Consider the following 25,205-nt stretch of genomic DNA (forward strand, 5'->3'; position numbering starts at 1 on the left):
AGCTTGCCAGCGAAGGCGTCCTTCCCGTCAACAACGATGCTGCCTGATCCACCGCTTTCGCTGGCAAGCCAGCTCCTACAGGGGGTTGCATGGCGGTTTAGAAATCGCGCTTGTAGAAGATATCCAGCGAACTGGCCACGCCGCCAGCGGCTTCCGGGTAAACATGCGATGCTCAGGCAGACGGTACAATTCTGACCACACCACAAATCCCTGTAGGAGCTGGCTTGCCAGCGAAGGCGTCCTTCCCGTCAACAACGATGTTGCCTGATCCACCGCTTTCGCTGGCAAGCCAGCTCCTACAGGGTTGCGTGGCGGTTTAGAAATCCCGTTTGTAGAAGATATCCAGCGAACTGGCCACGCCACCCGCGGCTTCAAGGTAAACCTTTTTGCTCAGCTTGTAGCGCAGGGCAATGGTGTTGGCCGGTTCGAACACGCCGACGCCATAACGCAGGCTGAGCTTCTCGGAAAGGTTGCCGCTGGCGACCACGCTGGTGGCGTTGCCACTGCCCTCGGTGTCGAGCTGGAAATCCTCGATACCCAGGTTCTTCGCCAGGCCGCCGGTGATTCCGGAGCTGCCCATCAGGCCCAGGCCGAGCGCGGCCTGGGCGAGCATGTTGTTGTCTTCTCCATTGGTACTCAGTGGACGCCCCAGCACCAGGTAGGACAACGCCTGTTCCTGGCTCATGGCCGGTTCCGAGAAAATCTGCGTGGTCGGTTGCTCGGCGCTGCCGCTCAAGCGGATGCCGGCGATCACGTCGTCGGTCTGGCGGATGGCCTCGATGTCCAGGTACGGCTGGTCGATCGGGCCGGCGAACAGCAACCGTGCCCGACGCACCGATAGCCGCTGGCCGTAGGCGCGATAGCGGCCGTCGTTGAGCCACAGTTCACCACGGGTGTCCATGTTGTCGCCGATGTGCACATGCCCCTGCACGTTGGCGGTCAGGCCAAACCCGGCGAAACTCAGCTTCTCTTCGCCAACCACCACATCGATGTCCATTTTCATCGCCAGGGGTGGTTTGCCCTCTTCGGTCTGCTGGCCGATGATCACCGTGTCATCGGAGAGCTTGACCGTCGATGGCGGCAACTCGCGAATGGTGATGTCGCCCTTGGGCACCCGCACTTTTCCGGCGATGGCCAGTTCATCGCCCTTCAGCGAGATTTTCAGGTCCGGGGCCACTTCCACTTTCGCATAGGGTTCGACGCTGACTGGCAACTGCGAGCCCTTGACCGCGAGGTCCACCACCGGCGCCTGGCCCCAGGCGACATTGCCGTTGAGGCTGCCCTGCCCGGCCTTGCCGCTTTTCCAGCCGCCGTTGAGTTGCACGCTTTCGCCAGCGATCACCGCCTGCAATTGCAGCGCCTGAATTTCCATCGGCAACTCGGCGCCGGACACCTCGCCGTCGCTGAGCATCAGATTGCCGTTGACCAGCGGCGCCAGCAGGCCGCCGGAAATCGTGCCGCTGCCATTGAGGCGACCGGTGAGTTTCTCGACCATGGGCACAAACGGCCGCGCCACCGACAGGTCCAGGCCACTCAAGCGGAACGTACCGGTCAGCGGCTTGTTCTTCGCCAGCGGGTTGATCTGCGCCTGCACCATCAATTCCCCGAGCTTGCCGCCGACGAAATTCAGGTTGCTATCGATGCGCTTGGGCGTAAGCGTGCTGGTGAGCTTCAAGGTCTGATAGGGGAACTCCAGCCACTGCTCTTTCTCGCGCACGCGCAGCGCCCCGCCGCTGGCATCGATGCTGATCACACCGTTGGGGCCGCTGGCTGGCAAGTCCAGTTGCACATCGGCGTTGAGTCGGCCTTGCCAGGCGAAATCCTTCGGCAGCCACTGCGCGAGGCTGTCGATGGGGAATTGCCTGAGGTGATAACGCAGCTTCGGCTCTGGCATCAGGCGCTGGTCTTCGCCGCACAAGCTGGCCGGGCCAGACGCCCAGCAATGGGCGCCAAAATTGATTTTGCCGTCCGCCAACCGCTCAAGTTTCGCCGGACCTTGCAGCTTCCAGTCCTGGCCACCGGCCTGGATATCGCCGCTGGCCAGGCGTCCGCGCCAGTTGCCTTGGTCCAGCGCTCCGTCGAGGCCGAGGGCAAGCTTGAGCTTCGGCCCTTGCAGGTCGAGGCTCAGCTTCTGGTTCCGGATGTCGCCCTGACCGCTGGCGGTCAGCGTGCCCAGAGCGGTATCGCCGGCCCGGATGCCGCTGCCCTTGAGGTCGATTTTCGCCCGTTGCGCGCTGTCGAGTGTCGCGTCCAGGTTCAGGCTTTGCAGGCGATTGTCCTGCAAGGCCAATTGCGTGCCTTGCAGCCCGAGCTTGCCTTGCGGTGCCTTGAGCGTGCCGGCGACATCGACCCGGCCATTGATCTGGCCGCGCAACTGCGGCCAGAGCTGGGCCAGGCGTAGCAGCTTGATGTCGATCTGACCGGTGAGCTTCTGTTGCAGGCTGCCCTTGCCGTTGATGCTGTTGTCGCCGAGGCGAATCTGCAGCGCATTCAGGTTCCATTGCTCGCCACTGCCATCGGCCTTGGCCTGCAGGACGGCCGGCTGGCCACGCAGCTTGCCTTTCAGATCCAGGTCGGCGCTCAGGCTGAGTTTTTCGTTCTTCATCTCGCCTTTGCTGCGCAAGGGGCCGGCCAGGGTGCCCGGCAGTTCCGCGACCCAGTACGCCGGGTCGATCGCGGAAAGATCCAGCGCAGTGTCCCAGGCGATACCGTTGGCGAATTGCAGGTTCAGGTGCCCTTCTGCCTTGCCCTGCCCGGCGACGAGCTGGATTTGTTGCAGGTAGATTTTCGTCAGGTCGCCAGCGAACGGGCTGGCCAGGCTGAACGCCCCGGCCGGACCATCCAGCGCGGCGTCGAAATGACCCAGGTACTTGCCGTCGGTGTAGGAGACATCACCGTTGAAGCTACGCAGGGCCACCTGGGGTTCGTCGATCAGCGGATAGAGACGGTGCCACGGGAAGTCCAGCCAGGCGATCCTGGCATCGGCGCTCAGGCCCTTGCTCCAGTCCAGTTGCCCGGTGAGTTTGAGGCTTTGCTTGTCGTTGGCGGTCAGGTCCAGCGCGGCGATCTGCGCGCCGTTGGCGTCGACCTTGCCTTGCAGCGCCAGCTCGACCGGGCCTTGTTCGGCTGGCAGCGTGGCCTTGCCGAGCAACTGATAACCGTTTTTCAGATCGCCGGCGCCAGTCAGTTCAAGCTGATTGAGTTGCAGGGTATCGGGCAAATCGGCACTGGGCTTGAAGCCGTCGGCGGTGATGCGCACCTTGGCCGGCAGGTTTTCCACCAAGGGTTGCAGCTCACCGGTCAGTTGCCCGTTGAGGTAGCCGCTGCTGTCGGCCTGGAGGTTCAGGGTTTTCAGCAGGTCGCCATCGACTTTCAAAGCCAGCGCCCACGGCTCGGTGCCCGGAGCCGGCAGGGTCAGCTTGCCTTCGGCCTTGAGCGGCCACTTGCCAGTCGATTGCAGCAAGCCGGACAGGTGCAGGCTCAGTTCATCGCGCTGCAGTTGCACCGAGTCGATCTGCAACCCGTCGACCGTCCAATGCGCCGCCAGTTGCAAGCCCTTGAGTTGCTCGCTGCCGTTGAACAACAGGCTGGCGACCTGAATGTCCCCGAGTTCGAGCGCCAGCGGCAAATTCAAGTCAGGAAGCGTGATTGGCCCACTGCTCTCTTGCGGCGCGCCGGGCGGAAATTGCAGGCTGACCTGATCAGCCTTCAGTTGATCGATGCACAGGGTCATGCGCGTCAGGCACAGCGGCGACCAGGCGAAGATGACTTTATCGAGCTCGACCCGGCTGGCGTCTTGCTGCCACAGCACACGGTCGGCGCTCCACTGCCCGCCCAGGCGGCCCTGGAAATTGTCCAGGCTCAAACCCGGCACAAACCCGAGCGCCCAGCGACTGCCTGTGGCCGTGCCCAGCACCGTGGTCAACGTCAGGACCACCAGTACCAGCAATGCCAGAATGGCCAGCAGCGTTATTCTCAAACCACGCGTCACAGCTCGGGCCCCATGGAAAAGTGCAATCGAATGCCGCCATCGTCGTCCAGCGCATGAGCCAGGTCGAGGCGGATCGGCCCTACCGGAGAGACCCAGCGCACGCCGATACCGACCCCGGTCTTGAGGTTCGGCAGTTCAAGTGTATTAAAGGAATTGCCCTGGTCGACGAAGGTCGCCACGCGCCATTTTTCCGCAACGGAATACTGGTATTCGGCGCTGGCAGTGACCATGTAGCGACCACCAATGCGGTCTCCCTGGTTGTTTTCCGGGGACAGGCTCTGGTAGTCGTAGCCGCGCACACTCTGGTCGCCACCGGCGAAGAAGCGCAACGACGGCGGAATCGATTTGTAGCCGTTGGTGGCACTGCCGCCGACCTGCACCCGACCGAGCAGGCGGTGCTTGTCGAACACCGTGGTCAGGCCTTTGACCAGCGCGGTGCCGTACAGCAAGTTGTTATCGGAACCCAGGCCTTCCTTGGCGACCTTGCTTTCGAACTGCAGGCGATAGCCGTTGTGCGGGTCGATACGGTTATCGCTTTTCAGGTACGAATAGCTGACACCGGGCATCAATAAAGTACTGAGGCCGGAGTCGTCGCCAAGGCGGTATTCCTCACGCTGCCACTTGAGCGACACCACCCGCTGCCAGCCGCTGGGCAACTTGCTGTGCCACTCGGGGCCGACGGTCAGCAACTTGCTGAGGCTGTCCTTGTCGGCGATTTCTTCGTTCTGGTAACCACCGGCGAAGCGCAGTTTGTCGGTCAGCGGCGGGTCCAGGGGAATGTCGTAGAACAACCCGACGTTCTGCCGGGGCGCCGAGACTTCGGTCTCCCAGCCATAACTGTGCCCCTGGGGGTTGACCCAGTGCCGGGTCCAGTTGGCCTTGACCCGGGGGCCGACGTCGGTGGAGTAGCCAAGACCAAGGCCCATGGTGCGTGGCTTGCGAGTTTCGAGCTTGACGTCTACCGGGATCACATCGTCCTTGGACGCCGTCGGCGCCGCGTCGACCCGCACGCCTTCGAAATAGCCACTCGATTGCAGCGCCTGGTTGAGCTCGGCGATCAATTCGGAGTCATACGGCGTACCGGCCTTGAAGGGCACCATGCGTTGCAGCAGGTCTTCGTCGAACGGTGTGTCGCCTTCGAAACTGACTTTGCCCAGCGAGTAGCGCGGACCACTCTCGTAGATCAGCTCGATATCCGCCACGCCGGCCCGCGGGTCGACCGCCAACTTCTGACGGCTAAAACGGCCACTGAAAAACCCATAGCGCGAGGCCTGGTTCTGGATCAGGCGCTTGGCGTCCTCGTACTGACCGTGGTTGAGCACCGCCCCGGTTTGCAGGGCATGGCTTTTGGGCACACGAAAGGATTTGAGGGAGGCCGCCGGACCGTCGACGCGGATCGTGACGTTGCGCAAATGCACCGGCTCGCCGGGCTCGATGGTCAGCACCAGGCGCGGCGTCTTGCCACCCTTCACTTCACTGTCGATTTGCGGTTGGTAATAACCCAAGGCCTGGGCGGCCTTGCGCGCCTGCTCCTCGGCGCCGCGACTGAAGCGCAGCAAAGCCTCTTCGTCACGATCGCCGAGACTGCCGATATAGCCTTCGATATTGGCCTTCAGTGCATCGTTGGACGGTTTGATCCGCACATCCAATTCACTTTGCGCCAGTGCCGCGCAGCTGGTAATCAGCATCAGCACGCCACTGGTAATTCTTCCTGGAAACTTCATAGGCGCGGATGCTATCACGAGCGTGGAGCGTGATAGAGCCTGGCATGCACTGAAAGTTCGACCTCAAGCTGTTGCCGAATGTAATACCTGCGGATTGGCGTGAAAAAACACGTGTTCGCGAATCGGTCCCACGGCCACCTCGCCGATCTCTTCGTAGCCTTGGCGTTTATAGAAGTCGAGATAACGAGGGTTGCCGGTGTCGAGAATCACGCCCTGGGAGTTTTCATCAACGGCGCACCAGTTATGCACCGCCTGCAACAGTTGCTCGCCAAAATGCTTGCCTTGGAATTGCGGGTGAACCCCCAGCAACGGCAGCACGTGTACCGAGTCGTTCGGCACGCAGGCCGCCACGGCGTCGTGGTATTCAAGGTAGCGGCGGGTACAGCGAAATCCGGTACTGAGCACCATGCGCAGGCGCCACGCCCAACTTTCGGTCACCCCCAGGCGCCGTTGTGGTGGCGCGATCAGGGCAATGCCGATCAGCCGGTCGTTGACCAACAGGCCGATGGCTGGCAACTCCTGGAAAAAGTGTTGCTTGACCAGTTCGCGCACGGTGGCGCGCACCCGTTGCTCATAGCCGGGACGCTCGGCTTCGAACAGGTAGCTGAACGTCGGCTCGTGCCGGTAGGCCTGATACAGCAGAGAACGCGCTTCGCGGGAATAGCCGCTGTCGAGCATGTGGATATCGGCAATGGCGGTGGAGGTTTCAGGCATGACGGTCGTTCTCCATGGCGCAGCTCGCAGGGCTGCGCGCTTGTTGTTACGAGCTCAATGGGGCTGAGACAGTTCCTTGCTGATCGCAAAACAGTGTAGGCAATGAAACCCGGTTCGTCCCACCGCGCACTGGCCCCCATTGCCCATGTCAGCTAGCATCGCCCTTTTGCCAGGACTGCCGAGCATGAAGATCGTCTCCTTCAACATCAACGGGCTTCGCGCTCGTCCCCATCAGCTGGCGGCGCTGATCGAAAAACATCAACCCGATGTGATCGGGCTGCAGGAAACCAAGGTCCACGACGATCAGTTTCCACTCGATGAGATCAAGGCCCTGGGCTACCACGTGTATTTCCATGGGCAAAAGGGTCATTACGGTGTCGCCCTGCTCTCGCGCCAGGAACCGCTGGCCCTGCACAAAGGCTTCGCCACCGACGAAGAGGATGCCCAGCGACGTTTCATCTGGGGCACCTTCGCCGACGCCAACGGCGTGCCGGTGACCATCATGAACGGTTACTTCCCGCAAGGTGAAAGCCGCGACCACCCAACCAAGTTCCCGGCCAAGCAGCGCTTCTACGGCGACCTGCAGGCACTGCTGGAAAACCAGTTCAAGAACGAACAGCCGCTGGTGGTGATGGGCGACGTGAACATTTCCCCGGAAGACTGCGACATCGGCATCGGCCCGGACAACATGAAGCGCTGGCTGAAAACCGGCAAATGCAGCTTCCTGCCGGAAGAGCGCGAGTGGATGGCCCGGTTGAAGAACTGGGGCCTGGTGGACAGTTTCCGTCACTTGAACCCGGAAGTGGCTGACGTCTTCAGTTGGTTCGACTATCGCAGCCGTGGCTTCGAGGACGAGCCCAAGCGCGGGCTGCGTATCGATGTGATCCTCGCCTCCCACGGGCTGTTGCCACGGGTCAAGGCGGCCGGTGTCGACTACGAACTGCGTGGGATGGAGAAGCCGTCGGATCATGCGCCGATCTGGTTGGAATTGAGTTAAATCATTCGGGCGCCTTCCCTTGTAGGAGCCCGGCTTGCCGGCGAAGGCGTCCTTGAATATTGCATTGATCTGTCGGACGTTTTCGCTGGCAAGCCAGCGCCTACAGAGGTGTGGTTGCCGTACAGAGCTGTCATCTTTCGGACATCTTTCTGACTTATTCTCCCGGCACCTCCCCTGGTCTTGAAAGGTGCCGGCATGTCGCTGCGCGGGTTGCTCCTGATGATGCTCTGCACCTGGCTGCCGCTGTCGGTAATGGCCAGCGCCTTGCCGATCCCCGCGCAGGGCCCGGTGTTGCGCATCCAGGGCTCCAACACCATTGGCGCGGCATTGGGGCCGGCGCTGGTCGAGGGCCTGATGCGCGAACAGGGTCTGCTCAAGGTGCACAGTGAAGCGACGGACACAGCCAACGAGTCGCGTATCGTCGGTGAAACCCTGGAAGGCCGCCGGGTCGAAGTGCAACTGGCGGCCCACGGTTCCAGCACCGGTTTCGCCGCGCTGAAAACCGCAAGTGCCGATCTCGCCGCTTCTTCCAGGCCGATCAAGGACAACGAGCTGCAAAGCCTCATAACCCTGGGCGACCTGAAAAGCGCCGCCGCCGAACAGGTCATCGCCATCGACGGGCTGGCGATCATCCTGCATCCGCAAAACCCGTTGAACACACTCGACACGGGCCAACTGGCGCGCATTTTCAGCGGCCAGGTGAAAACCTGGGAAGAGCTCGGCGGCGAAGGCGGAGCCATTCATCTCTATGCGCGCGATGATCAGTCCGGCACCTTCGACACGTTCAGGGAGCTGGTCCTCAGCGGTCACGGCAAAACCCTGAGCGGCACCGCGAAACGTTTCGAATCCAGCGAACAACTGTCCGACGCTGTCAGCCAGGATCCCCACGGCATTGGCTTTATCGGCCTGCCCTACGTGCGCTCCGCCAAGACCGTGGCGATTGCCGATGGCCAGTCCATGGCCATGCTGCCGCTCAACAGCCTGATTGCCACGGAAGACTATCCCCTGTCCCGGCGCCTGTTCCTTTACCTGCCACCCAAGCGCAACAACCCTTGGGCGCAAGCGCTGGTGACCTTCGCGCAAAGCCGCAAGGGCCAGGCGATCGTCGCGGCCAACGGCTTTATCGCCCAGACGATCCAGGCCATGAACGTCACGCCGAATGCGTTGATGCCCGAGGGCTACCAGGCCCTGAGCCGCCACGCCATGCGCCTGACGGTGAACTTTCGTTTCGAAGAAGGCAGCGCCAGCCTGGACAACAAGGCCCGACAGGACCTGTCACGGGTGCTCGACTATATGAAGCAGCACGACAAGACCGATCGCCGGGTAACGCTGGTGGGTTTCGGCGATGCCAAGCTCGATCCGGCGCGCGCCGATCTGCTCTCGAAACTGCGTGCCATGGCGGTTCGCCGCGAACTGGTGAAAAGTGGCGTGGTGCTGCGTGACGTGCGCGGTTTCGGCGCCGAGATGCCGGTGGCGGCCAACAGCGAGGATGAGGGACGGATCAGGAATCGGCGGGTCGAGGTCTGGGTTTACTGAGCCTGTCAGGCCAGGTCCTTGCGCAAGGCGGCTGATCGAACCTGGCCGGAAATGCCGTCAGCCCAGCAGTTTCTCAAGCTGCGCAACGGTATCGACGGCGCCCATGGTCTTGGCGGCATCCAGCGCGGTGATGCCGTTGGCGTCTTTGGCTCGCGGATCGGCGCCCTTGCTGATCAGGTAGTCGACGACTTCGACGCGGTTGAACATCGCGGCCATCATCAGCGCGGTGCGGCCGTCGAAGGACGAACCCTCAACCTGTGCGCCCCCTTCGACCAGGGCCTTGATCACGGCCAGGTCACCCTTGAATGCCGCGCCGGCAATCGGGCTCTGGCCGTTGTCGTTGCGGATTTCCGGATCAGCCTTGTGTTCGAGCAAGACTTTTACCGTGTCCACGTGGCCGTGATAAGCGGCCAGCATCAGCAAGGTGTCGCCCTTGTGATTGCGCAGGTTCGGCGGCAGGCCCTTGCTCAGCAGCGCTGCCATCATGGCCGCATCACCTTCGCGCGCCTTGTTGAAGACCTGTTCGGCAAACTCGGCAGCTTCTTCGGGGGTCATCTGGCGGCTTTTGTCTGACATTGAACGCTCCACTTTCAGTTTTTCACAAAGCCGACAGTTTCCCGAGCGTGCTCGTCACTGTCACTTCTTTTTTCTGATGCGTGGCCATAGCCCTTTTCAATTGCCATCTTCAATGACCTCATATTCAGTAGCGATGCTTGCCACCCTGGATGTCTGCCAGCACCTGCTCGGTGACCTGCACATACGTCTCGGTTCCCGGCAACCAGGCATAGATCGGGTCTTCGCCGGTCCTGCCGGGGTCGAACGCTTCGTCCTTGAGGCGGGTCTTCTGGTATTTGAACGTCCCGGTGGTTTCCATTTTCACTTTTACCCGCAAAAACAGCGGCACCGCGTAGGCCGGCATGTGCTGTCGGGCGAAGGCCAGCAACTCGCTGAAATCCAGGGTCGCCAGGGATTCCGCGGGAGTGATCGCCGCCATCCCGGCACGGCCGTTGGTATTGCGCACTTCCACACCATAGGCCACGGCCTCGGAAATATTCGGGTGCATCAGCAGGACGTTCTCGACCTCGGTGGTCGACACGTTTTCACCCTTCCAGCGGTAGGTGTCGCCCAGGCGATCGACAAACTGGGCATGACCGAAACCGATGTTGCGCAGCAGGTCGCCGGTGTTGAAGTAGCGGTCGCCCTTGACGAACACGTCGTGCAGCACGACTTTTTCGGTCTTGCGCGGGTCGGTGTAACCATCCAGCGGTGCCTTGTCGTCGATCCTGGCCAGGAGCAGCCCCTGCTCGCCCTTGCCGACCTTGCGCATGAAACCATTGGCGCCGCGGGTCGGCGCACCGCTGTCATGGTCATACGCCGCCAGCTCCCAGGACATCAGGGAAAAGCCCACGGTATTGTCGAAATTGAGGATGTTGGTAAAGCCGATGTTGCCGTCACTGGCGGCATACAGCTCGCAGATATGCTCGACCGCGAAGCGTGTCTTGAACTCGGCCCAGGCGCCGGGACGCAGACCGTTGCCGATCATCTTGGTCACGCCGTGCTTACTGTCGTCGGCACTGGGTGGCTGGTCGACCAGGTAGCGACATAGTTCGCCGACATAGCCCAGGGTGGTTGCCCGGTACTTGCGAACGTCGCTCCAGAACTGGCTGGCACTGAACTTGCGGCGGATGGCGAACCCCGAGGCCCCGCTGATGGCCGAGCCCCAGCACACGCACAGGCCGGTGGCGTGATAGAGCGGCAACGGACAGTAGACGATGTCCTCGGGACGCATATCCAGGGCGATCATGCCGAAGCTGGCGCAACTGCGCATCCAGCGCCCGTGCTTGAAAACCCCGGCCTTGGGCAACCCGGTGGTGCCCGAGGTATAGATGTAGAAACAGGGATCGTCGAAAAAGACCTGCCGGCTGCTGGCGGGGTTGTCGCTGCAGGCATCGATGCTGGCCGTCATCAGGTTGACGAACCCCTCGGGCGCAATTCCCGGGTGGCTGTAGGTGTCCTGGTCGGCAACGAACCAGGTACGCGTCATTTCGATCGGTACCCGTTCGCGCACGGCCAGGTAGGCCGGGACCAGCTCCGCGCCAACGACAATGGCCGCCGGCGTCACCAGGTTCAGGCTGTGGGTCAGGGTATCGCGGGTTTGCGAGGTGTTGAGCAACGCGCCGATGGCACCGACCTTGGCCACCGCCAGGAGGGTCACCAGCAGTTCCGGGCGGTTCTCCATGAACACCGCCACCACGTCGCCCTTGCCGATGCCCTCGGCGATCAGGTGATGGGCGATGGAGTTGGCCCAACGGTTGACCTGGGCGTAAGTCAGTTGCACTTCGCCGCAGAGCAAGGCCGGGCCTTCGGGATTGCGCAGGGTGGCCTGCTCGAAACTCCAGCCCAGCCCACACGCCTGGGTCGGATCCTTGACGTTGGCAACCTTCATGCCCTTGACCACCCGAGGAATGGCTTTGGCAATGGAAGGCAGCTTGCGGAGCATCATGCCCCAGGTGATGGTGTCGCGCTGCGTGCGGCTCATGGCGGTTCCCGTTGAATCTTCTTATTGTCGGGCGGCATTGATCGACCCCGAAAATACGTCAACGGTTCTGCAGCTGTACACGCGGTTTTTGAAATGTTTTGTATCCGCGACAACCTCGTTTGAAATCATGAGCGCGTACGCGACAAATGGTTCCATCGAAACGCCGACGACCACGCAAAATGCAGGATGCACGATAGCCATTCATGCAGATTGCACGAAAGCAAAAAACACAAGAATCTATAAGTTGTTGTTTTAATTGAATATTTTAGAGGCGCAAATACTGGCACAATCACTGCAACCGTCTACTCATGCTTGCCATTCAAGAGCTAACGGAGCTGATAGACATGAGCCTGATCCAAGAAAAATTCTCTTCCTTGTTCTCCAACTTCGACGTGACCACCCAGGATCGACCAGACGGTGGGATCCTGCTCACCTTGCGCAGCGAAGGCAGGGAATTCAAACGCTCGATTTCCTACCAGCAACTGCACAATGGCGACCAATTGTCGTGGGTCATCAGCGCCATCCGCCGCGATCTGGCCGAACAGGCCAGCGAGTTGCCGCAAATCTCCATGCTGCAAAGCCAGCAGCGCTTTGCCTTGCCGACCTATCATTCGCTGTAAGTGTCGCGCCGCGTTAAACCAACAGGCCGTGCAAGCTTGCGCTTCACGGCCTGGATTTGTTTGGTCAGTGACTGATCGCCAAGTCGTCCATTCGCGGGAATCGACCGGCAATGTCGTCGCCGGTGAAATTGGCCTGCCGAGGCTGGCCCACGGATAGACGCAGAGCCACGACAAAGGGCTGTTCGCCGATGTCCAGCCACTGCCGAGTGCCCGCCGGCAGCGTAATCAGGTCATTTTTCTCGCAGAGCACGGCGTAGACGTAATCGTCGATGCGCACAGATATCAAGGCGCTTCCCGAAGCGAACAGCAGGACTTCGTCCTGGTCCTGGCGCTGTTCGTCGAAGAGACTGGTGCGAATCGAGTCTTTTTGCAGGTGATCGCGGTCGAGGCTGATCACATCGACCGCGCGCAACCCGTGCTCGGTCATCAGGCTGTCGATCGGCCCCTGATAGGCATTGATGACATCGTCGTGGCTGGCGCCGGGACGGATCTTCGCCGTGGCTGGCCAGCGGTCGAAGCGCACGCCCTGCTCGGCGAGGGTCGAGGCGATGTCTTCGAAATGGGTCAGCACCTTGTTGGGTAATTCAGGACTGGAAACGTGATAAACGGACAGGCTGCTCATCTGGGCAACTCCTTAAGGGTTCAAGAGGGAGCGCGTGTCCTCTTGCATTCGTGTGGCAATGATAACGGCTGCCGCCAGCGCTGCGAGGCTGGCAATACTAAAGGTTAAGGGAGCGCCAAGGGCATTCCAGCTGTAACCGGAATACAGCGCGCCCACTGCGCCACCGGTGCCGGCCAGGGCGGCGTACAACGCCTGGCCCTGCCCTTGCTGGCGTGGGCCGAAGCTGCGCTGCACAAACTGGATGGCCGCGGCGTGAAAGCTGCCGAACGTCGCTGCGTGCAACACTTGGGCAAACAACAACACCCAGAGGAATTCGGCCAACGAACCGAGCAGCAGCCAACGCAACGCGGCCAGAAGAAAACTCGCCAGCAGCACGCGCCGTACCGAGAAGCGCGCGAGGATCCGGCTCATCGCCATGAACATCAGCACCTCGGCCACCACGCCAACGGCCCAGAGCATGCCGATCACGCCCCGGCTGTAGCCCAGTCGCTCCAGGTGCAGGGTGAGAAAGGTGTAATACGGACCGTGGCTCATTTGCATCAGCGCCACGCACGCGTAAAACGCCAACACCCCGGGGCTGCGCAGTTGTGCAAGGAAACCCTCTCCGGTCAGTCGCTCGCCCTGGACGGGGTGGGCGTTCGGGACCCACAGGCTGCTGAGGACGATCCCGGCCATGATCAGCACCAGCGCCGCGGGGTAAATGTCCAGGCTGAGCCATTCGAACAAGCGCCCGAGCGCCACCACCGTGATGATGAAACCGATCGAGCCCCACAGGCGAATCTGGCTGTAGCGGGAGGCCTGGCCTTGCAGGTGCGCCAGGGTAATGACCTCGAACTGCGGCAGCACCGCATGCCAGAAGAACGCGTGCAAGGCCATGACCATCGCCAGCCAGGCATAGGTCTGGCTGACGAAGATCAGCGAAAAAGTCAGCAACGTGCACACTGCGCCGAAGCGCACGATGGCCAGCCGCCGCCCGGTATAGTCGCCGAGCCAGCCCCAGAGGTTCGGGGCTACGCAACGCATCAGCATGGGGATTGCCACCAGCTCGCCGATGCGCGCCGCGGAGAATCCCAGGTGATCGAAGTACAGCGCCAGAAAAGGCGCTGTCGAACCGAGCAAGGCGAAATAAAACAGATAAAAGCTGGAAAGCCGCCAGTACGGGAGCGCCGTCACCGTTGACTCAAATCTGGCCCAGCACCGGCGTGTTCACCCGCACATCAGCGTTCTGGCCACGATGACGCAGCAGGTGGTCCATCAGCACGATAGCCATCATCGCTTCGGCGATCGGCGTGGCGCGGATGCCGACGCACGGGTCGTGACGGCCCTTGGTGATGACGTCCACCGGGTTGCCATGGATGTCGATGGATCGGCCCGGCGTGGTGATGCTGGACGTCGGCTTCAACGCCAGGTGGGCCACGATCGGCTGGCCGGACGAGATGCCGCCGAGAATGCCGCCCGCGTTGTTGCTGAGGAAACCTTCTGGCGTCATTTCATCGCGATGCTCGGTGCCGCGCTGGGCGACGCTGGCGAAACCGGCGCCGATTTCCACGCCCTTGACCGCGTTGATGCTCATCAGGGCATGGGCCAGTTCCGCGTCAAGACGGTCGAAAATCGGCTCGCCCAACCCTGGCATCACGCCTTCGGCGACCACGGTGATCTTTGCACCCACCGAATCCTGGTCGCGGCGCAACTGGTCCATATAGGCTTCCAGCTCCGGCACTTTGTCCGGATCGGGGCTGAAAAATGCGTTCTGCTCCACCGAATCCCAGGTCTTGAACGGGATTTCGATCGGGCCGAGCTGGCTCATGTAGCCGCGAATGACGATGCCCTGGGTCGCCAGGTACTTCTTGGCAATTGCGCCGGCTGCCACGCGCATCGCGGTTTCCCGGGCCGAGCTGCGGCCGCCGCCGCGATAATCGCGCTCACCGTATTTGTGGTGGTAGGTGTAGTCGGCGTGTGCCGGACGGAACAAGTCCTTGATCGCCGAGTAGTCCTTGGACTTCTGGTCGGTGTTGCGAATCAGCAAGCCGATGGAGCAGCCGGTGGTGCGCCCCTCGAACACGCCCGAGAGGATTTCGACTTCATCGGCCTCCTGGCGCTGGGTGGTGTGACGACTGGTGCCAGGCTTGCGCCGATCCAGGTCGCGCTGCAGATCCTCAAGGGAAATCTCCAGGCCCGGCGGGCAGCCATCGACAATGGCGACCAACGCCGGTCCATGGCTTTCGCCAGCGGTGGTGACAGTGAACAGCTTGCCGTAGGTATTGCCGGACATGCAGGACGCTCCGTGAAATGAACCTGAATACGTAATGCGCGCCAGTATACGCAGGCTATCCAAGTAGTTCATCCTCGAACCTATGCCCGAACCTTATGGGTGCTTGCGAGTCCAACCGGCACCTCGATGATGATGGCCCGACAATGCTGCGAGTTATAGCCTTGAGCCTTACCCTGATTTCCGGCTTCGCCCAGGCCACTGTCCTGCAGCGGCCGATCACCCTGGATACCGGCACCGGTGAGCTTTTCGGCTCCTTGTTGCTGCCTAAATCCGACACACCAGTGCCGGTTGTCTTGATCATTTCCGGCTCCGGCCCAACCGATCGCGACGGAAACAATCCCGAGGGCGGGCGCAATGACAGCCTCAAGCGCCTGGCCTGGGTGCTGGCCAAACACAACATCGCCAGCGTGCGCTACGACAAGCGCGGCGTGGCGGCGAGCCTGCCCGCTACCCCTGACGAACGCAATTTGTCGGTGGAAGCCTATGTCGCCGACACCCAAGCCTGGGGCCGCAAACTCAAGACCGACCCGCGCTTCAGCCAACTGATCCTGCTGGGCCACAGCGAAGGTGCCTTGATCGCCAGCCTCGCGGCGCCGAGCGTCGATGCGGCGGCGGTTATTTCCGTGTCCGGCAGCGCCCGGCCGATCGACCAGGTGCTGCGCCAGCAACTGGGCAATCGCCTGCCTGCCCCACTGCTGCTGCGCAGCAATGAACTGCTCGACAGCCTCAAGGCCGGGAAAACCGACGACAACGTGCCAGCGCCCCTGCAGGTGATTTTCCGTCCCAGTGTGCAGCCGTACCTGATTTCGCTGTTCCGCCAGGATCCCGCTGCGGCGTTCGCGAAGCTGAAAATGCCGGCGCTGATCATCCAGGGCAGCAATGACATCCAGGTCGGGGTCAATGACGCCCGGTTGCTCAAGGCGGCCAAACCGGACGCCGAACTGGCGCTGATCGAAGGCATGAACCACGTCATGCGCATCGTGCCCAACGACGTCAAGCGCCAATTGGCTTCCTACAAAGACCCGCAATTGCCGCTGGCAGCGGAACTCGGCACGCGAATCCTCGCTTTTATTGACGGACTTCGCGCTTCTTGAGCGCTGTTGCCCTCCAGTCTTGAAAAAAACGGCCGATAAGCCTTTGTCGCCAGTGCCATCGCTGGCGACAAGCAGAGCTTGGACAGGATCTCGCCGTTATGACCGATACCCCGACTTCACCCGACACCACCGCTGAAAAAGAGGCACCGCCAGTGGTCGAGCTGCCTTGGGCGGACGTCGACGTCGAGCACCCGAAGATGCTCCGTCTGGCGCCGCTGCAGACCGATCGCAATACCGGTGGGCGGCCCCTGCGCTTTGTCGAGTTCGGTTATGCCGAGCGCCACGACAAGGCTCACAGCCTGATGCGCATGCGCATCACCCTGCCCGGCCAGCGGGTGCGAAAGGAGCAGAATCATCTGGATGTGTGGGTCGATCACGCGGAAAAACGCGTGCATTTCGGACCTGACAGCGGCCTGCAAATCGAACCGCTGAACCGCGGCATCGGCCGCTTCATGGCCGCACACGGCATCAACTGGGCGAAAAAACGCTGGCCGGGTTACACCGTAGAGGGCACCGACCTCAACAACAAGGACGCGCTGAACGAAGACACGCGCCTGCGTCGCGATCACTTTTTGCGGGTGCACGGTTTCGACGTGGTCTACGCCGATGCCCAGCATTTGAAAGGCAGCGTCACAGAAGTCAGGGTTGGTGACTTGCTGGGCGACTGGAACACCGAGAAAGTCCAGGTGGTGACGATTCTCGAGGCGGCGCAGATGCTCCAGCAAGCCGAGCAGAACCTGGCCGAGCAGGAAGTCAAACTCAAGAAACACGAAGAGAAGGTCAGCAAATACCAGCGTGAAGACGCCGGTTTGCGCTTTACCATTGCGTGTCTGGTGGCGTTTGCGGTGTTTCAGGCGGGGTTGTTGATCTGGATTGCGACGCACCGTTGAGACGGTGACCGTTCCCACGCTCTGCGTGGGAACGGTCAGGACGGGTCAGACCCGGGACGCGAACAATGCCTGATGATCGCGGCACTGCTCGGCCGTCAACATGAACACACCATGCCCACCGCGCTCGAACTCCAGCCAGGCGAAATCGACCTGCGGGTACAACGCCTCGACATGCACCTGGCTGTTGCCCACTTCGACAATCAGCAGGCCCTTCTCGGTGAGGTGATCCGCGGCCTCGGCCAGCATGCGTCGCACCAGGTTCAAGCCGTCATCGCCGCAAGCCAGGCCCAGCTCCGGTTCGTGCTGGTACTCGTCCGGCATGTCGGCGAAATCCTCGGCGTCCACGTACGGCGGGTTCGACACGATCAGGTCGAAACGCTGCCCCGGCAAGCCATCGAAACCATCGCCCTGCACGGTGTAGACACGCTCGTCGACACCATGGCGCTCGATGTTCTGGTTCGCCACCTCCAGCGCTTCGAAAGACAGGTCGGCCAGCACCACTTCAGCATTCTTGAACTCGTAGGCACAAGCGATGCCGATGCAGCCGGAGCCGGTGCACAAGTCGAGAATCCGCGCCGGCTCGGTACCCAGCCATGGGGTGAAACGGTTTTCGATCAGTTCGCCAATCGGCGAGCGCGGGATCAGCACGCGCTCATCGACAATGAACGACAGGCCGCAGAACCAGGCTTCACCCAGCAGGTAAGCGGTGGGCACCCGCTCTTCGATCCGGCGCTTGAGCAGGTGTTGCAGGTGGACGACTTCGTCTTCTTCCAGATTGCAGTCCAGGTAACTGTCGGAGATTTCCCACGGCAAGTGCAGCGCACCCAGCACCAGTTGACGGGCTTCGTCCCAGGCGTTGTCGGTCCCATGGCCGAAAAACAGATCCTCCCCATGGAAGCGGCTGACGGCCCAACGGATATGGTCACGCAGGGTACGAAGGCGGGAAGTGATCACGACGGTAAACTCCAGAAAAATCGACGGGCGATTCTACCAGTCAAATGCCGTCAGGACGACGCAGGAAAAACACCGGGGCAAATGTAGGAAACATCTGGTTTTCTCACCAACCATTGAACAAAACGGCATACTTGACAACGCTGCACGCCAGTAACGACGGTGCCTACGATGGTAGCGATTCACAGAAGCGCTCCGCCAGAGGACAATGTCGCAAAAGCCCCACCCGAAGGAGCCCCAGAATGTCCGTTCCACAAACGATGTTTCAACTCAGCGGCCGCGGTTATGCAGCAGCCAAACTGAGTCATGCGACCCTGATCATCATCGATGCCCAGAAAGAGTATCTCAGCGGCCCCCTGGCCCTGAGCGGCATGGATGCGGCTGTCGCGAACATCAAGCAATTGGTGACGGCTGCCCGTGCGGCCGGCCGGCCTATCGTGCATGTCAGCCATCTCGGCACCGTTGGCGGGCTGTTCGACCCGCGCGGCGAGCGTGGCCAGTTCATTCCAGGGCTGGAACCGCTGGCCGGCGAAATCAAGATCGAGAAGATCCTGCCCAGTGCCTTCCATGGAACGGACCTGAAAAAGCGCCTCGAGGAGTTGGGCTCGGTGGATCTGGTAGTGTGCGGTTTCATGAGTCATTCCAGTGTCAGCACCACCGTGCGGGCGGCGAAGAACCTGGGTTTCCGTTGCACCCTGGTCGAAGACGCCTGCGCCACCCGTGATCTGCCGTACAAAGGCGGCGTCCTGAGCGCCGAGCATGTCCAGCAGACCGAAATGGCGATCATGGCGGACAACTTTGCCGCCCTCGCCATGACCAACGACCTGGTCTGATCGGCGGTTTATGAGCGGCGCACCCCGCCGCTCATCCGCAAAAGCCTCTCGTTCGCCGTAAATGTCTTAGCCTCAGGAACATCCCGGTCAACTTCCGGTCGAAGGGCCGATACCCATTGAGGAAGGTCGGAATGAAGTTATCCGATGGTTTTGACGCTCGCCGCTTGCGGCCCAAAGGCCAAAGCAACTGGCGTTTTCGATTCGGCGCGGCGTTTGCCGCCTTGCTGGCGACCTGCGGCGTGCTGCTGGCGATGGCCGGTGCCGCCAGCCTGTTCGGCCACGTTCCCGCCCTGGGCGAGTTGAACAGCAACCGCGCGGGTGCGGCAGTGATCCTGGTCATCGGCCTGATCGTGCTGTACCTCGGTGTGTGGCTGTGGCGTCGCTGCCGCCGACGCTCGCGCCAGTCGAACGCGCTGAACATGTCCCCACACCTGATGAAAAAACACGACTGAGCGCAAGTCGCAGTTCAATGTCGCGCGTTTTCTCGCGCCCGATTCGCTTCGAGTTGGGTAAACTGGCCGCCCTTCGCGGAGGCTGACATGCAAGACGACGATTTTTCCCTGTTCAAAAGTGCGATCCAAGGCGTCAAGCCGATCAAGCACGATCGCGCCGAAACCGGCAAACCCAAGGCTGACCGCGCGCACATCGCCAAGTTGCGCCAGGCGGCCACCGTGCGCACCGATGCCACCACCGTTGACGGCTTGTCCGATCAGTTCGTCATCGACGTCGGCCCCGAAGACGAGCTGATGTGGGCGCGCGACGGCGTGCAGGAAAGCCAGATACGCAAGCTCAAGATCGGGCAGATTCCCTTCGAAGGCAGCCTCGACCTGCACGGCATGAGCGTGGAAAAGGCCCGGGAGACCCTCTGGGCATTCCTGGCTGAAGCGACCAGATTCGAAATCCGCTGCGTACGCGTCACCCACGGCAAGGCCGTGCGCCTGGACGGCAAGCGGCCGATGATAAAAAGCCACGTCAACACCTGGTTGCGCCAGCATCCACAGGTACTCGGCTTCACCTCGTGCCAGCCCAAGCATGGCGGTGCAGGTGCTGTTTATGTGATGCTCAAACGAACCATGATGGAAGGCCGCGACGAGTAATCCTCATGCTTCGAGCTTGCAGCGTCGTGTCCGTCACCGTACCCTTGCCCTTTGCGTAAAATCCCACAGGTAGTTTCATGTCCCTGGAACAGAATTACACCGCGATCCTTGGCCAACTGGGCGAGGATCCCTCCCGCGAGGGCCTGCTCGACACGCCAAAACGTGCCGCCAAAGCCATGCAGTACCTCTGCCGCGGTTATGAACAGACGCTCGAAGAAGTCACCAACGGTGCCCTCTTCAGCTCCGACAACAGCGAAATGGTGCTGGTCAAGGACATCGAGTTGTACTCGTTGTGCGAACACCACCTGCTGCCGTTCATCGGCAAGGCCCACGTGGCCTACATCCCGAGCGGCAAGGTACTGGGCTTGTCGAAAGTCGCGCGGATCGTCGATATGTACGCCCGCCGCCTGCAGATCCAGGAAAACCTCAGCCGCCAGATTGCCGATGCAGTCCAACAGGTCACCGGCGCCCTGGGCGTTGCAGTGGTGATCGAGGCCAAGCACATGTGCATGATGATGCGCGGTGTGGAAAAGCAGAATTCGTCGATGATCACCTCGGTGATGCTGGGCGAATTCCGTGAGAACGCCGCGACTCGCAGCGAATTTCTCAGCTTGATCAAGTAATTGGCAACACGAAGAGAACCGGCATTCATCGCCGGTTTTTTTTCGCCCGGAAAAAATCAGGTAAGCTGCGCGCCTTTCTCAATTAGCACCGTGAGGCTTCAAACGTGTTCGTAAAAGCGCTTCGTGTCGGCCTTGGCCAACTGATCATCTTCATTGACTTCATCACCCGCCCTGGCAAGAAGCAGCGCCCTGCCGCTGACCAGGCCAAGGTCGAAGCTGCGGCCAAGGACCTGACCCTGTATCAGTTCCATGCCTGCCCGTTCTGCGTGAAGACCCGCCGCACCCTGCGCCGCCTGAACGTACCGGTGGCCTTGCGCGATGCGAAGAATAGCGAACAGGATCGCCAGGCCCTGCTTGAGCAGGGTGGCAAGATCAAGGTGCCTTGCCTGCGTATCGTAGAAAATGGCCAGACGACCTGGATGTATGAGTCCAAGGTGATCATTGATTATCTGGATAAGCGGTTTGCTGCAGCCTGATGTAATTGTGGCGTGATTGACGGCCCCTTCGCAAGCAAGCCCGCCCCCACATTGGAATGCATTCAACTGTGGGAGCGGGCTTGCTCGCGAAGGGGCCGGCACAAACATCGAAGATCTCAGAAAAAATAAACCGGCTCGTGCGCCGGTTTATTTTTACCTTCAGGCCGCTTGCGCCGCCTGGCCCTGGCGCACCACCGCCGCCAAGCGCTTGAGCCCTTCCTCCAGCCGCGTCGGGTCGATATGGCTGAAATTCAGCCGCAGATGGCCGTGATGACTGTCCGGCTCGGGGAAGAACGGCTCACCGGGCATAAACGCCACGTCATTGTCCAACGCTGCATTGAGCAACGTCCGGGTGTCCAGCGGTTGCTTGAGCGTCAGCCAGAAAAACAGCCCGCCCTGTGGCACGTTCCAGTCCGCCAGATCGGCAAAGTGCGTTTGCAGCGCCGCCTGGAAGGCGTCGCGGCGCTCCCGGTAAAAACCGCGCAATTCACTCAGGTGCTGCTGGTAGGCCTCACTGCCGATCCATTGCAGTGCTTGCCACTGACCGACCCGATTGGTATGCAAGTCCGCCGATTGCTTGAGTTTCAACAGGTGCGGGAACAGGTCCGGGCTGGCGATCAGGTAGCCGACGCGCAGGCCCGGCAGCAGGGTTTTCGACACGGTGCCGGTGTAGATCCAACTGGACTTCTTCAGGCGTCCGGCAATCGGTTGGGCGCTGCCGCCATCAAAGGTCAACTCGCGGTAGGGCTCGTCTTCAATCAGGGTCACGCCAAACTCGTCCAGCAATGCCGCGACCGCTTCGCGCTTGGCTTCGCTGTATCGCACGGCCGATGGATTCTGGAACGTCGGGATCAGGTAGATGAACGCCGGGCGATGGTTTTCCAGCCGCGCGCGCAGTTGCGCAAGGTCCGGCCCATCGGCTTGCAGCGGCACGGTCAGGCAATGTGCACCAAACAGCTGGAAGATCTGCAGTGCCGCCAGATAGGTCGGTGCTTCGAGCAAAATCTCGGTGCCTTTGTCGATATAGAGCTTGGCCGCCAGGTCGAGTGTTTGCTGGGAACCACTGACCACCAACACCTGCTTCGCCTCACAGGGCACACCCAGCGCTCGCGCCTGTTCCGCCAGGGCCTCGCGTAAGGCCGGTTCGCCTTCACTCATGCCGTATTGGCCGATGGACACCGGCATCCGGTCCCACTCGACCTTCGGCAGCATGGCTTCGGCCGGCAAGCCTCCGGCGAACGACATCACCTGCGGACGTTGGGCGGCAGCGAGGATTTCACGGATCAAAGAACTTTTAAGGCGCGAGACACGTTCGGAAAAAGCCATGGGAGTCACCGGTAGCGAGGCTTGGGGAAAATGAGTCAAACTTGTTGACCGAAATTACGACAGCTCGAGCGGATACGTCAACATGATTGACCTTAAAAACCCGAACTCCCAACAGCAGGCCATGGAAGCATTTTTCTTCGGCTACCAAGCCTTCACCGCCAAGGCCGATGAAATGCTCGAGCGGCGCGGCTTGAGTCGGGTGCATCAACGCATCGTGTTTTTCATTGCCCGCTACCCGAACCTGAGCGTCAAGGAACTGCTGGCATTGCTTGGCGTGAGCAAGCAGGCACTGAACATGCCGTTGCGCCAACTCCTGGAAATGCATCTGGTGAACAGCGTGGCGTCCGAGACGGACAAGCGTAAGCGCCTGCTGGAATTGACCGACGACGGCGCGCGGTTTGAACAGGCGCTGCGACGTGAGCAGGTGAAACTGCTCGAGCGGGTGTTCGCCGAGGCTGGGGAGACGGCGGTGAATGGGTGGTTGGCGGTGAATATGGCGCTTGGGAAAAGTCATTCTGCGGCTGAATGAGCCCTCTTTCAGATTTGCATTGATCGATCTATCGCCTTCGCGAGCAGGCTCGCTCCCACAGTTGATCGCATTCCCCTGTGGGAGCGAGCCTGCTCGCGAAGGCGTCTTTCATGGCGATATATCCCTATTGCCAAACTTTTCGTCGACAAAATCAAAAACATTATTTGCTTTATTTGTATACAAAAGCATAATCCACTTCGTGCGAGTTCCTGACCTATCGGTCAACAATTTCGCAAGTGCCTCAAAGGGCCGCTGCCACCCTCATGGGTCCGGCCCTGGAAATAACAATAAAACTCTTGAGGAGTACCTCGCTGTGGAAAGCCGCAAATCCGAAGCATCGACGCTGGATCTCTCGCCGCCTTTACGCAATGGCTGGCTGGAGCGCATCTTTAAACTCAGCTTGCATGGCACCACGGTGAAGACCGAGTTGATTGCCGGTCTGACAACCTTCATCACCATGGCCTACATCATCTTCGTCAATCCCAACATCATGGCGGACGCCGGGATCGACCATGGCGCGGCGTTCGTCGCCACCTGCATTGCCGCCGCCCTGGGCTGCCTGTTGATGGGCCTGTACGCCAACTGGCCGGTTGGCCTGGCACCGGGCATGGGCCTGAACGCTTTCTTCACCTACACCGTGGTCGGCACCATGGGCTACAACTGGGAAACCGCGCTGGGTGCGGTGTTCGTCTCAGGTGTGCTGTTCATGATCCTGACCTTCTCGCGGATCCGCGAATGGCTGCTCAACAGCATCCCGGTCAGCTTGCGTTTCGCCATGGGGGCTGGCGTCGGCCTGTTCCTCGGGCTGATCGGCTTGAAAACCGCGGGCATCGTCGTCGATAGCCCGGCAACGTTGATCAAGCTCGGTTCGCTGCGCGAGCCTGGTCCGCTGCTCGCCGCCGTTTGCTTCCTGATGATCGCCATCCTCAGCTACCACAGGGTCTTCGGCGCGATCCTCATCAGCATCATCACCGTGACCCTGGCCGGTTGGGGCCTGGGCCTGGTGCACTACGAGGGCATCATGTCAGCCCCGCCGAGCCTGGCCCCGACCTGGATGGCCATGAACGTCGCCGGCGTGTTCAACGTCAGCATGATCAGCGTGGTGCTGGCCTTTCTCTTCGTGCACATGTTCGACACCGCCGGCACCTTGATGGGTGTAGCCCAGCGCGCCAACCTGGTGAACGCGGATGGCAAGATCGAAAACCTCTCGCGCGCCATGAAAGCCGACAGTGCGTCCAGTGTCTTTGGTGCGGTCGTCGGTGTTCCACCGGTCACCAGCTATGTGGAAAGTGCCGCGGGTGTAGCGGCAGGTGGTCGGACTGGTCTTACCGCAGTGACCGTAGGTGTGTTATTTATTGCGGCCATGTTCTTCGCTCCGCTGGCCGGGATGATCCCCGCCTATGCAACAGCCGGTGCGTTGATCTATGTCGCCATGCTGATGATGGGCGGCATGGCCCACATCGAATGGGACGAGGCAACCGACAGCATTCCGGCGATCGTCACTGCAATCATGATGCCCCTGACCTTCTCGGTCGCCGACGGCATCGCGCTGGGCTTCATCACCTACGTGGCGCTGAAGGCCGGTACCGGCAAGTACAAGGAAATTTCCGTCAGCCTGTGGGTGCTCTGCGCAATCTTCATTGCCAAGTTCATCTTCCTGTAACGCTCGGCGGTACGCGCTTCGAACCAGCCTCACCCCGTCGGGTGAGGCTTTTGTGCAAATGGAGGAAAGTGATGAGTCTGGAAACCTGGCTGCTGTTCAGCGGCGCTGCGCTGGTGGTGATCCTGATCCCGGGGCCACTGTCTTTGCTGATGATCAGCAACAGTTTGAATTACGGCCTGGTCCGTTCCTACCCGGCGTTTCTCGGCGGCGTCATTGCCTCGATCTGCCTGTTGAGTGCCTCGGCACTGGGTTTGGGCGCCCTGCTGCTGGCATCGGAACAATTGTTCAGCGCCCTGAAAATCGTCGGTGCGTTGTACCTGTTCTATCTCGCCTGGCAGAGCTGGCAGCAATCGCGCCAACCGTCCCATGGCGCCGAAGTGCCTCCGGCTGCAGCGGTTCCACGCTTTCGTGCATTGTTCGGGCGCGCTTTCATGTTGGGCGCCAGTAACCCGAAAGACATCCTGTTCTTTGCCGCGTTCCTGCCGCAGTTCCTGAGTGCCGAGCAACCGTTCCTGCCGCAACTGCTGGTGATGATCGCCACCTGGACCGTACTGGACCTGCTGTGCAAGCTGGCCTACGGCCTCGGCGCCCATGGCGCTGCGCGGTACTTGCGTAGCGGCAAGGGCCAGAACTGGTTCAACCGCGTCAGTGCCGGACTGTTCGGCGGTGCCGGTGCGGCTTCGTTGTTGAGTGGCCATTAAGGTCCTC

At 61.1% G+C, this 25,205-nt stretch carries 23 protein-coding genes; 13 read left to right on the top strand and 10 right to left on the bottom strand.

Annotation, left to right across the window (positions count from 1 at the left end; all coding sequences use genetic code 11):
* Positions 1–316: 316 nt before the first annotated feature.
* The 3 genes from NQL71_RS28490 to NQL71_RS28500 all read right to left on the bottom strand — a co-directional run bounded on the left by NQL71_RS28490 (position 317) and on the right by NQL71_RS28500 (position 6,429).
* Positions 317–3,991: a translocation/assembly module TamB domain-containing protein gene (locus NQL71_RS28490; RefSeq protein ID WP_274643712.1), complete on the bottom strand. Its 3,675-nt coding sequence runs from the start codon at positions 3,989–3,991 to the stop codon at positions 317–319.
* The gene (locus NQL71_RS28495) at positions 3,988–5,715 is read right to left on the bottom strand and encodes an autotransporter assembly complex protein TamA (protein WP_046815573.1); all 1,728 of its coding nucleotides are present in this window, start codon (positions 5,713–5,715) and stop codon (positions 3,988–3,990) included. The genes NQL71_RS28490 and NQL71_RS28495 overlap by 4 nt, the downstream gene beginning before the upstream one ends.
* 63 nt (positions 5,716–5,778) lie before the next feature.
* On the bottom strand, positions 5,779–6,429 hold the full coding sequence (locus tag NQL71_RS28500) for a GNAT family N-acetyltransferase (protein WP_020800047.1): 651 nt from the start codon (positions 6,427–6,429) through the stop codon (positions 5,779–5,781).
* Positions 6,430–6,613: 184 nt separating this feature from the next.
* Between NQL71_RS28500 and xthA the strand changes: the two genes are divergently transcribed.
* Positions 6,614–7,426 (top strand): exodeoxyribonuclease III, encoded by an 813-nt coding sequence (gene xthA, locus NQL71_RS28505; protein ID WP_046815575.1) that lies wholly within the window; start codon positions 6,614–6,616, stop codon positions 7,424–7,426.
* 195 nt (positions 7,427–7,621) lie between these two features.
* The gene (locus NQL71_RS28510; RefSeq protein WP_274643713.1) at positions 7,622–8,962 is read left to right on the top strand and encodes a substrate-binding domain-containing protein; all 1,341 of its coding nucleotides are present in this window, start codon (positions 7,622–7,624) and stop codon (positions 8,960–8,962) included.
* 57 nt (positions 8,963–9,019) lie between these two features.
* On the opposite strand, the gene NQL71_RS28515 is transcribed toward NQL71_RS28510, so the two are convergent.
* Both NQL71_RS28515 and NQL71_RS28520 read right to left on the bottom strand, forming a co-directional pair.
* Complete coding sequence (locus NQL71_RS28515) at positions 9,020–9,538, bottom strand: ankyrin repeat domain-containing protein (protein WP_046815577.1); 519 nt, start codon at positions 9,536–9,538, stop codon at positions 9,020–9,022.
* 124 nt (positions 9,539–9,662) lie between these two features.
* On the bottom strand, positions 9,663–11,501 hold the full coding sequence (locus tag NQL71_RS28520; protein WP_046815578.1) for a long-chain-acyl-CoA synthetase: 1,839 nt from the start codon (positions 11,499–11,501) through the stop codon (positions 9,663–9,665).
* Between the two features lie 344 nt (positions 11,502–11,845).
* Between NQL71_RS28520 and NQL71_RS28525 the strand changes: the two genes are divergently transcribed.
* Positions 11,846–12,121: a DUF3509 domain-containing protein gene (locus tag NQL71_RS28525; RefSeq protein ID WP_046815579.1), complete on the top strand. Its 276-nt coding sequence runs from the start codon at positions 11,846–11,848 to the stop codon at positions 12,119–12,121.
* A 64-nt stretch (positions 12,122–12,185) separates the two neighbouring features.
* On the opposite strand, the gene NQL71_RS28530 is transcribed toward NQL71_RS28525, so the two are convergent.
* Genes NQL71_RS28530 through aroC form a run of 3 tightly spaced genes read right to left on the bottom strand, consistent with a single transcriptional unit; the run spans position 12,186 to position 15,015 of the window.
* The gene (locus NQL71_RS28530) at positions 12,186–12,743 is read right to left on the bottom strand and encodes an acireductone dioxygenase (RefSeq protein WP_274643714.1); all 558 of its coding nucleotides are present in this window, start codon (positions 12,741–12,743) and stop codon (positions 12,186–12,188) included.
* Between the two features lie 12 nt (positions 12,744–12,755).
* On the bottom strand, positions 12,756–13,916 hold the full coding sequence (locus NQL71_RS28535; RefSeq protein ID WP_046815581.1) for an MFS transporter: 1,161 nt from the start codon (positions 13,914–13,916) through the stop codon (positions 12,756–12,758).
* A 7-nt stretch (positions 13,917–13,923) separates the two neighbouring features.
* Positions 13,924–15,015, bottom strand: coding sequence for a chorismate synthase (gene aroC / locus NQL71_RS28540; RefSeq protein WP_046815582.1), 1,092 nt, complete (start codon positions 15,013–15,015; stop codon positions 13,924–13,926).
* A 95-nt stretch (positions 15,016–15,110) separates the two neighbouring features.
* On the opposite strand from aroC, the gene NQL71_RS28545 reads away from it, so the two are divergent.
* Positions 15,111–16,109: an alpha/beta hydrolase gene (locus tag NQL71_RS28545; RefSeq protein ID WP_046815583.1), complete on the top strand. Its 999-nt coding sequence runs from the start codon at positions 15,111–15,113 to the stop codon at positions 16,107–16,109.
* Between the two features lie 98 nt (positions 16,110–16,207).
* Complete coding sequence (locus NQL71_RS28550; RefSeq protein ID WP_274643715.1) at positions 16,208–16,999, top strand: hypothetical protein; 792 nt, start codon at positions 16,208–16,210, stop codon at positions 16,997–16,999.
* A gap of 45 nt (positions 17,000–17,044) precedes the next feature.
* On the opposite strand, the gene prmB is transcribed toward NQL71_RS28550, so the two are convergent.
* Complete coding sequence (gene prmB, locus NQL71_RS28555; protein WP_046815585.1) at positions 17,045–17,953, bottom strand: 50S ribosomal protein L3 N(5)-glutamine methyltransferase; 909 nt, start codon at positions 17,951–17,953, stop codon at positions 17,045–17,047.
* Between the two features lie 239 nt (positions 17,954–18,192).
* Here prmB and NQL71_RS28560 point away from each other — a divergent pair, with 239 nt between their 5' ends.
* The 5 genes from NQL71_RS28560 (at position 18,193) to NQL71_RS28580 (ending at position 20,979) form a co-directional block, all read left to right on the top strand.
* Entirely contained in the window at positions 18,193–18,783 is a 591-nt protein-coding gene (locus tag NQL71_RS28560; RefSeq protein ID WP_046815586.1) for a cysteine hydrolase family protein, read from the top strand.
* 131 nt (positions 18,784–18,914) lie between these two features.
* Complete coding sequence (locus NQL71_RS28565) at positions 18,915–19,235, top strand: hypothetical protein (protein ID WP_046815587.1); 321 nt, start codon at positions 18,915–18,917, stop codon at positions 19,233–19,235.
* 87 nt (positions 19,236–19,322) lie between these two features.
* On the top strand, positions 19,323–19,880 hold the full coding sequence (locus tag NQL71_RS28570; protein ID WP_046815588.1) for a Smr/MutS family protein: 558 nt from the start codon (positions 19,323–19,325) through the stop codon (positions 19,878–19,880).
* A gap of 77 nt (positions 19,881–19,957) precedes the next feature.
* Entirely contained in the window at positions 19,958–20,503 is a 546-nt protein-coding gene (gene folE / locus NQL71_RS28575; protein WP_046815589.1) for a GTP cyclohydrolase I FolE, read from the top strand.
* 104 nt (positions 20,504–20,607) lie between these two features.
* A complete protein-coding gene (locus tag NQL71_RS28580) occupies positions 20,608–20,979 on the top strand; it encodes a glutathione S-transferase N-terminal domain-containing protein (protein ID WP_274643716.1) in 372 nt (123 codons plus the stop codon).
* 159 nt (positions 20,980–21,138) lie between these two features.
* Here NQL71_RS28580 and NQL71_RS28585 read toward each other — a convergent pair whose 3' ends face one another.
* Positions 21,139–22,305, bottom strand: coding sequence for an aminotransferase-like domain-containing protein (locus tag NQL71_RS28585; RefSeq protein ID WP_274643717.1), 1,167 nt, complete (start codon positions 22,303–22,305; stop codon positions 21,139–21,141).
* Between the two features lie 82 nt (positions 22,306–22,387).
* On the opposite strand from NQL71_RS28585, the gene NQL71_RS28590 reads away from it, so the two are divergent.
* The 3 genes from NQL71_RS28590 to NQL71_RS28600 all read left to right on the top strand — a co-directional run bounded on the left by NQL71_RS28590 (position 22,388) and on the right by NQL71_RS28600 (position 25,198).
* The gene (locus NQL71_RS28590; RefSeq protein WP_166620380.1) at positions 22,388–22,834 is read left to right on the top strand and encodes a MarR family winged helix-turn-helix transcriptional regulator; all 447 of its coding nucleotides are present in this window, start codon (positions 22,388–22,390) and stop codon (positions 22,832–22,834) included.
* Positions 22,835–23,147: 313 nt separating this feature from the next.
* Positions 23,148–24,497 (top strand): NCS2 family permease, encoded by a 1,350-nt coding sequence (locus NQL71_RS28595; protein ID WP_034151285.1) that lies wholly within the window; start codon positions 23,148–23,150, stop codon positions 24,495–24,497.
* A gap of 71 nt (positions 24,498–24,568) precedes the next feature.
* On the top strand, positions 24,569–25,198 hold the full coding sequence (locus NQL71_RS28600) for a LysE family translocator (protein ID WP_046815593.1): 630 nt from the start codon (positions 24,569–24,571) through the stop codon (positions 25,196–25,198).
* Positions 25,199–25,205 lie beyond the last annotated feature (7 nt).

This window comes from Pseudomonas serbica, from assembly GCF_028823535.1.
GTDB classification, from domain to species: domain Bacteria; phylum Pseudomonadota; class Gammaproteobacteria; order Pseudomonadales; family Pseudomonadaceae; genus Aquipseudomonas; species Aquipseudomonas serbica.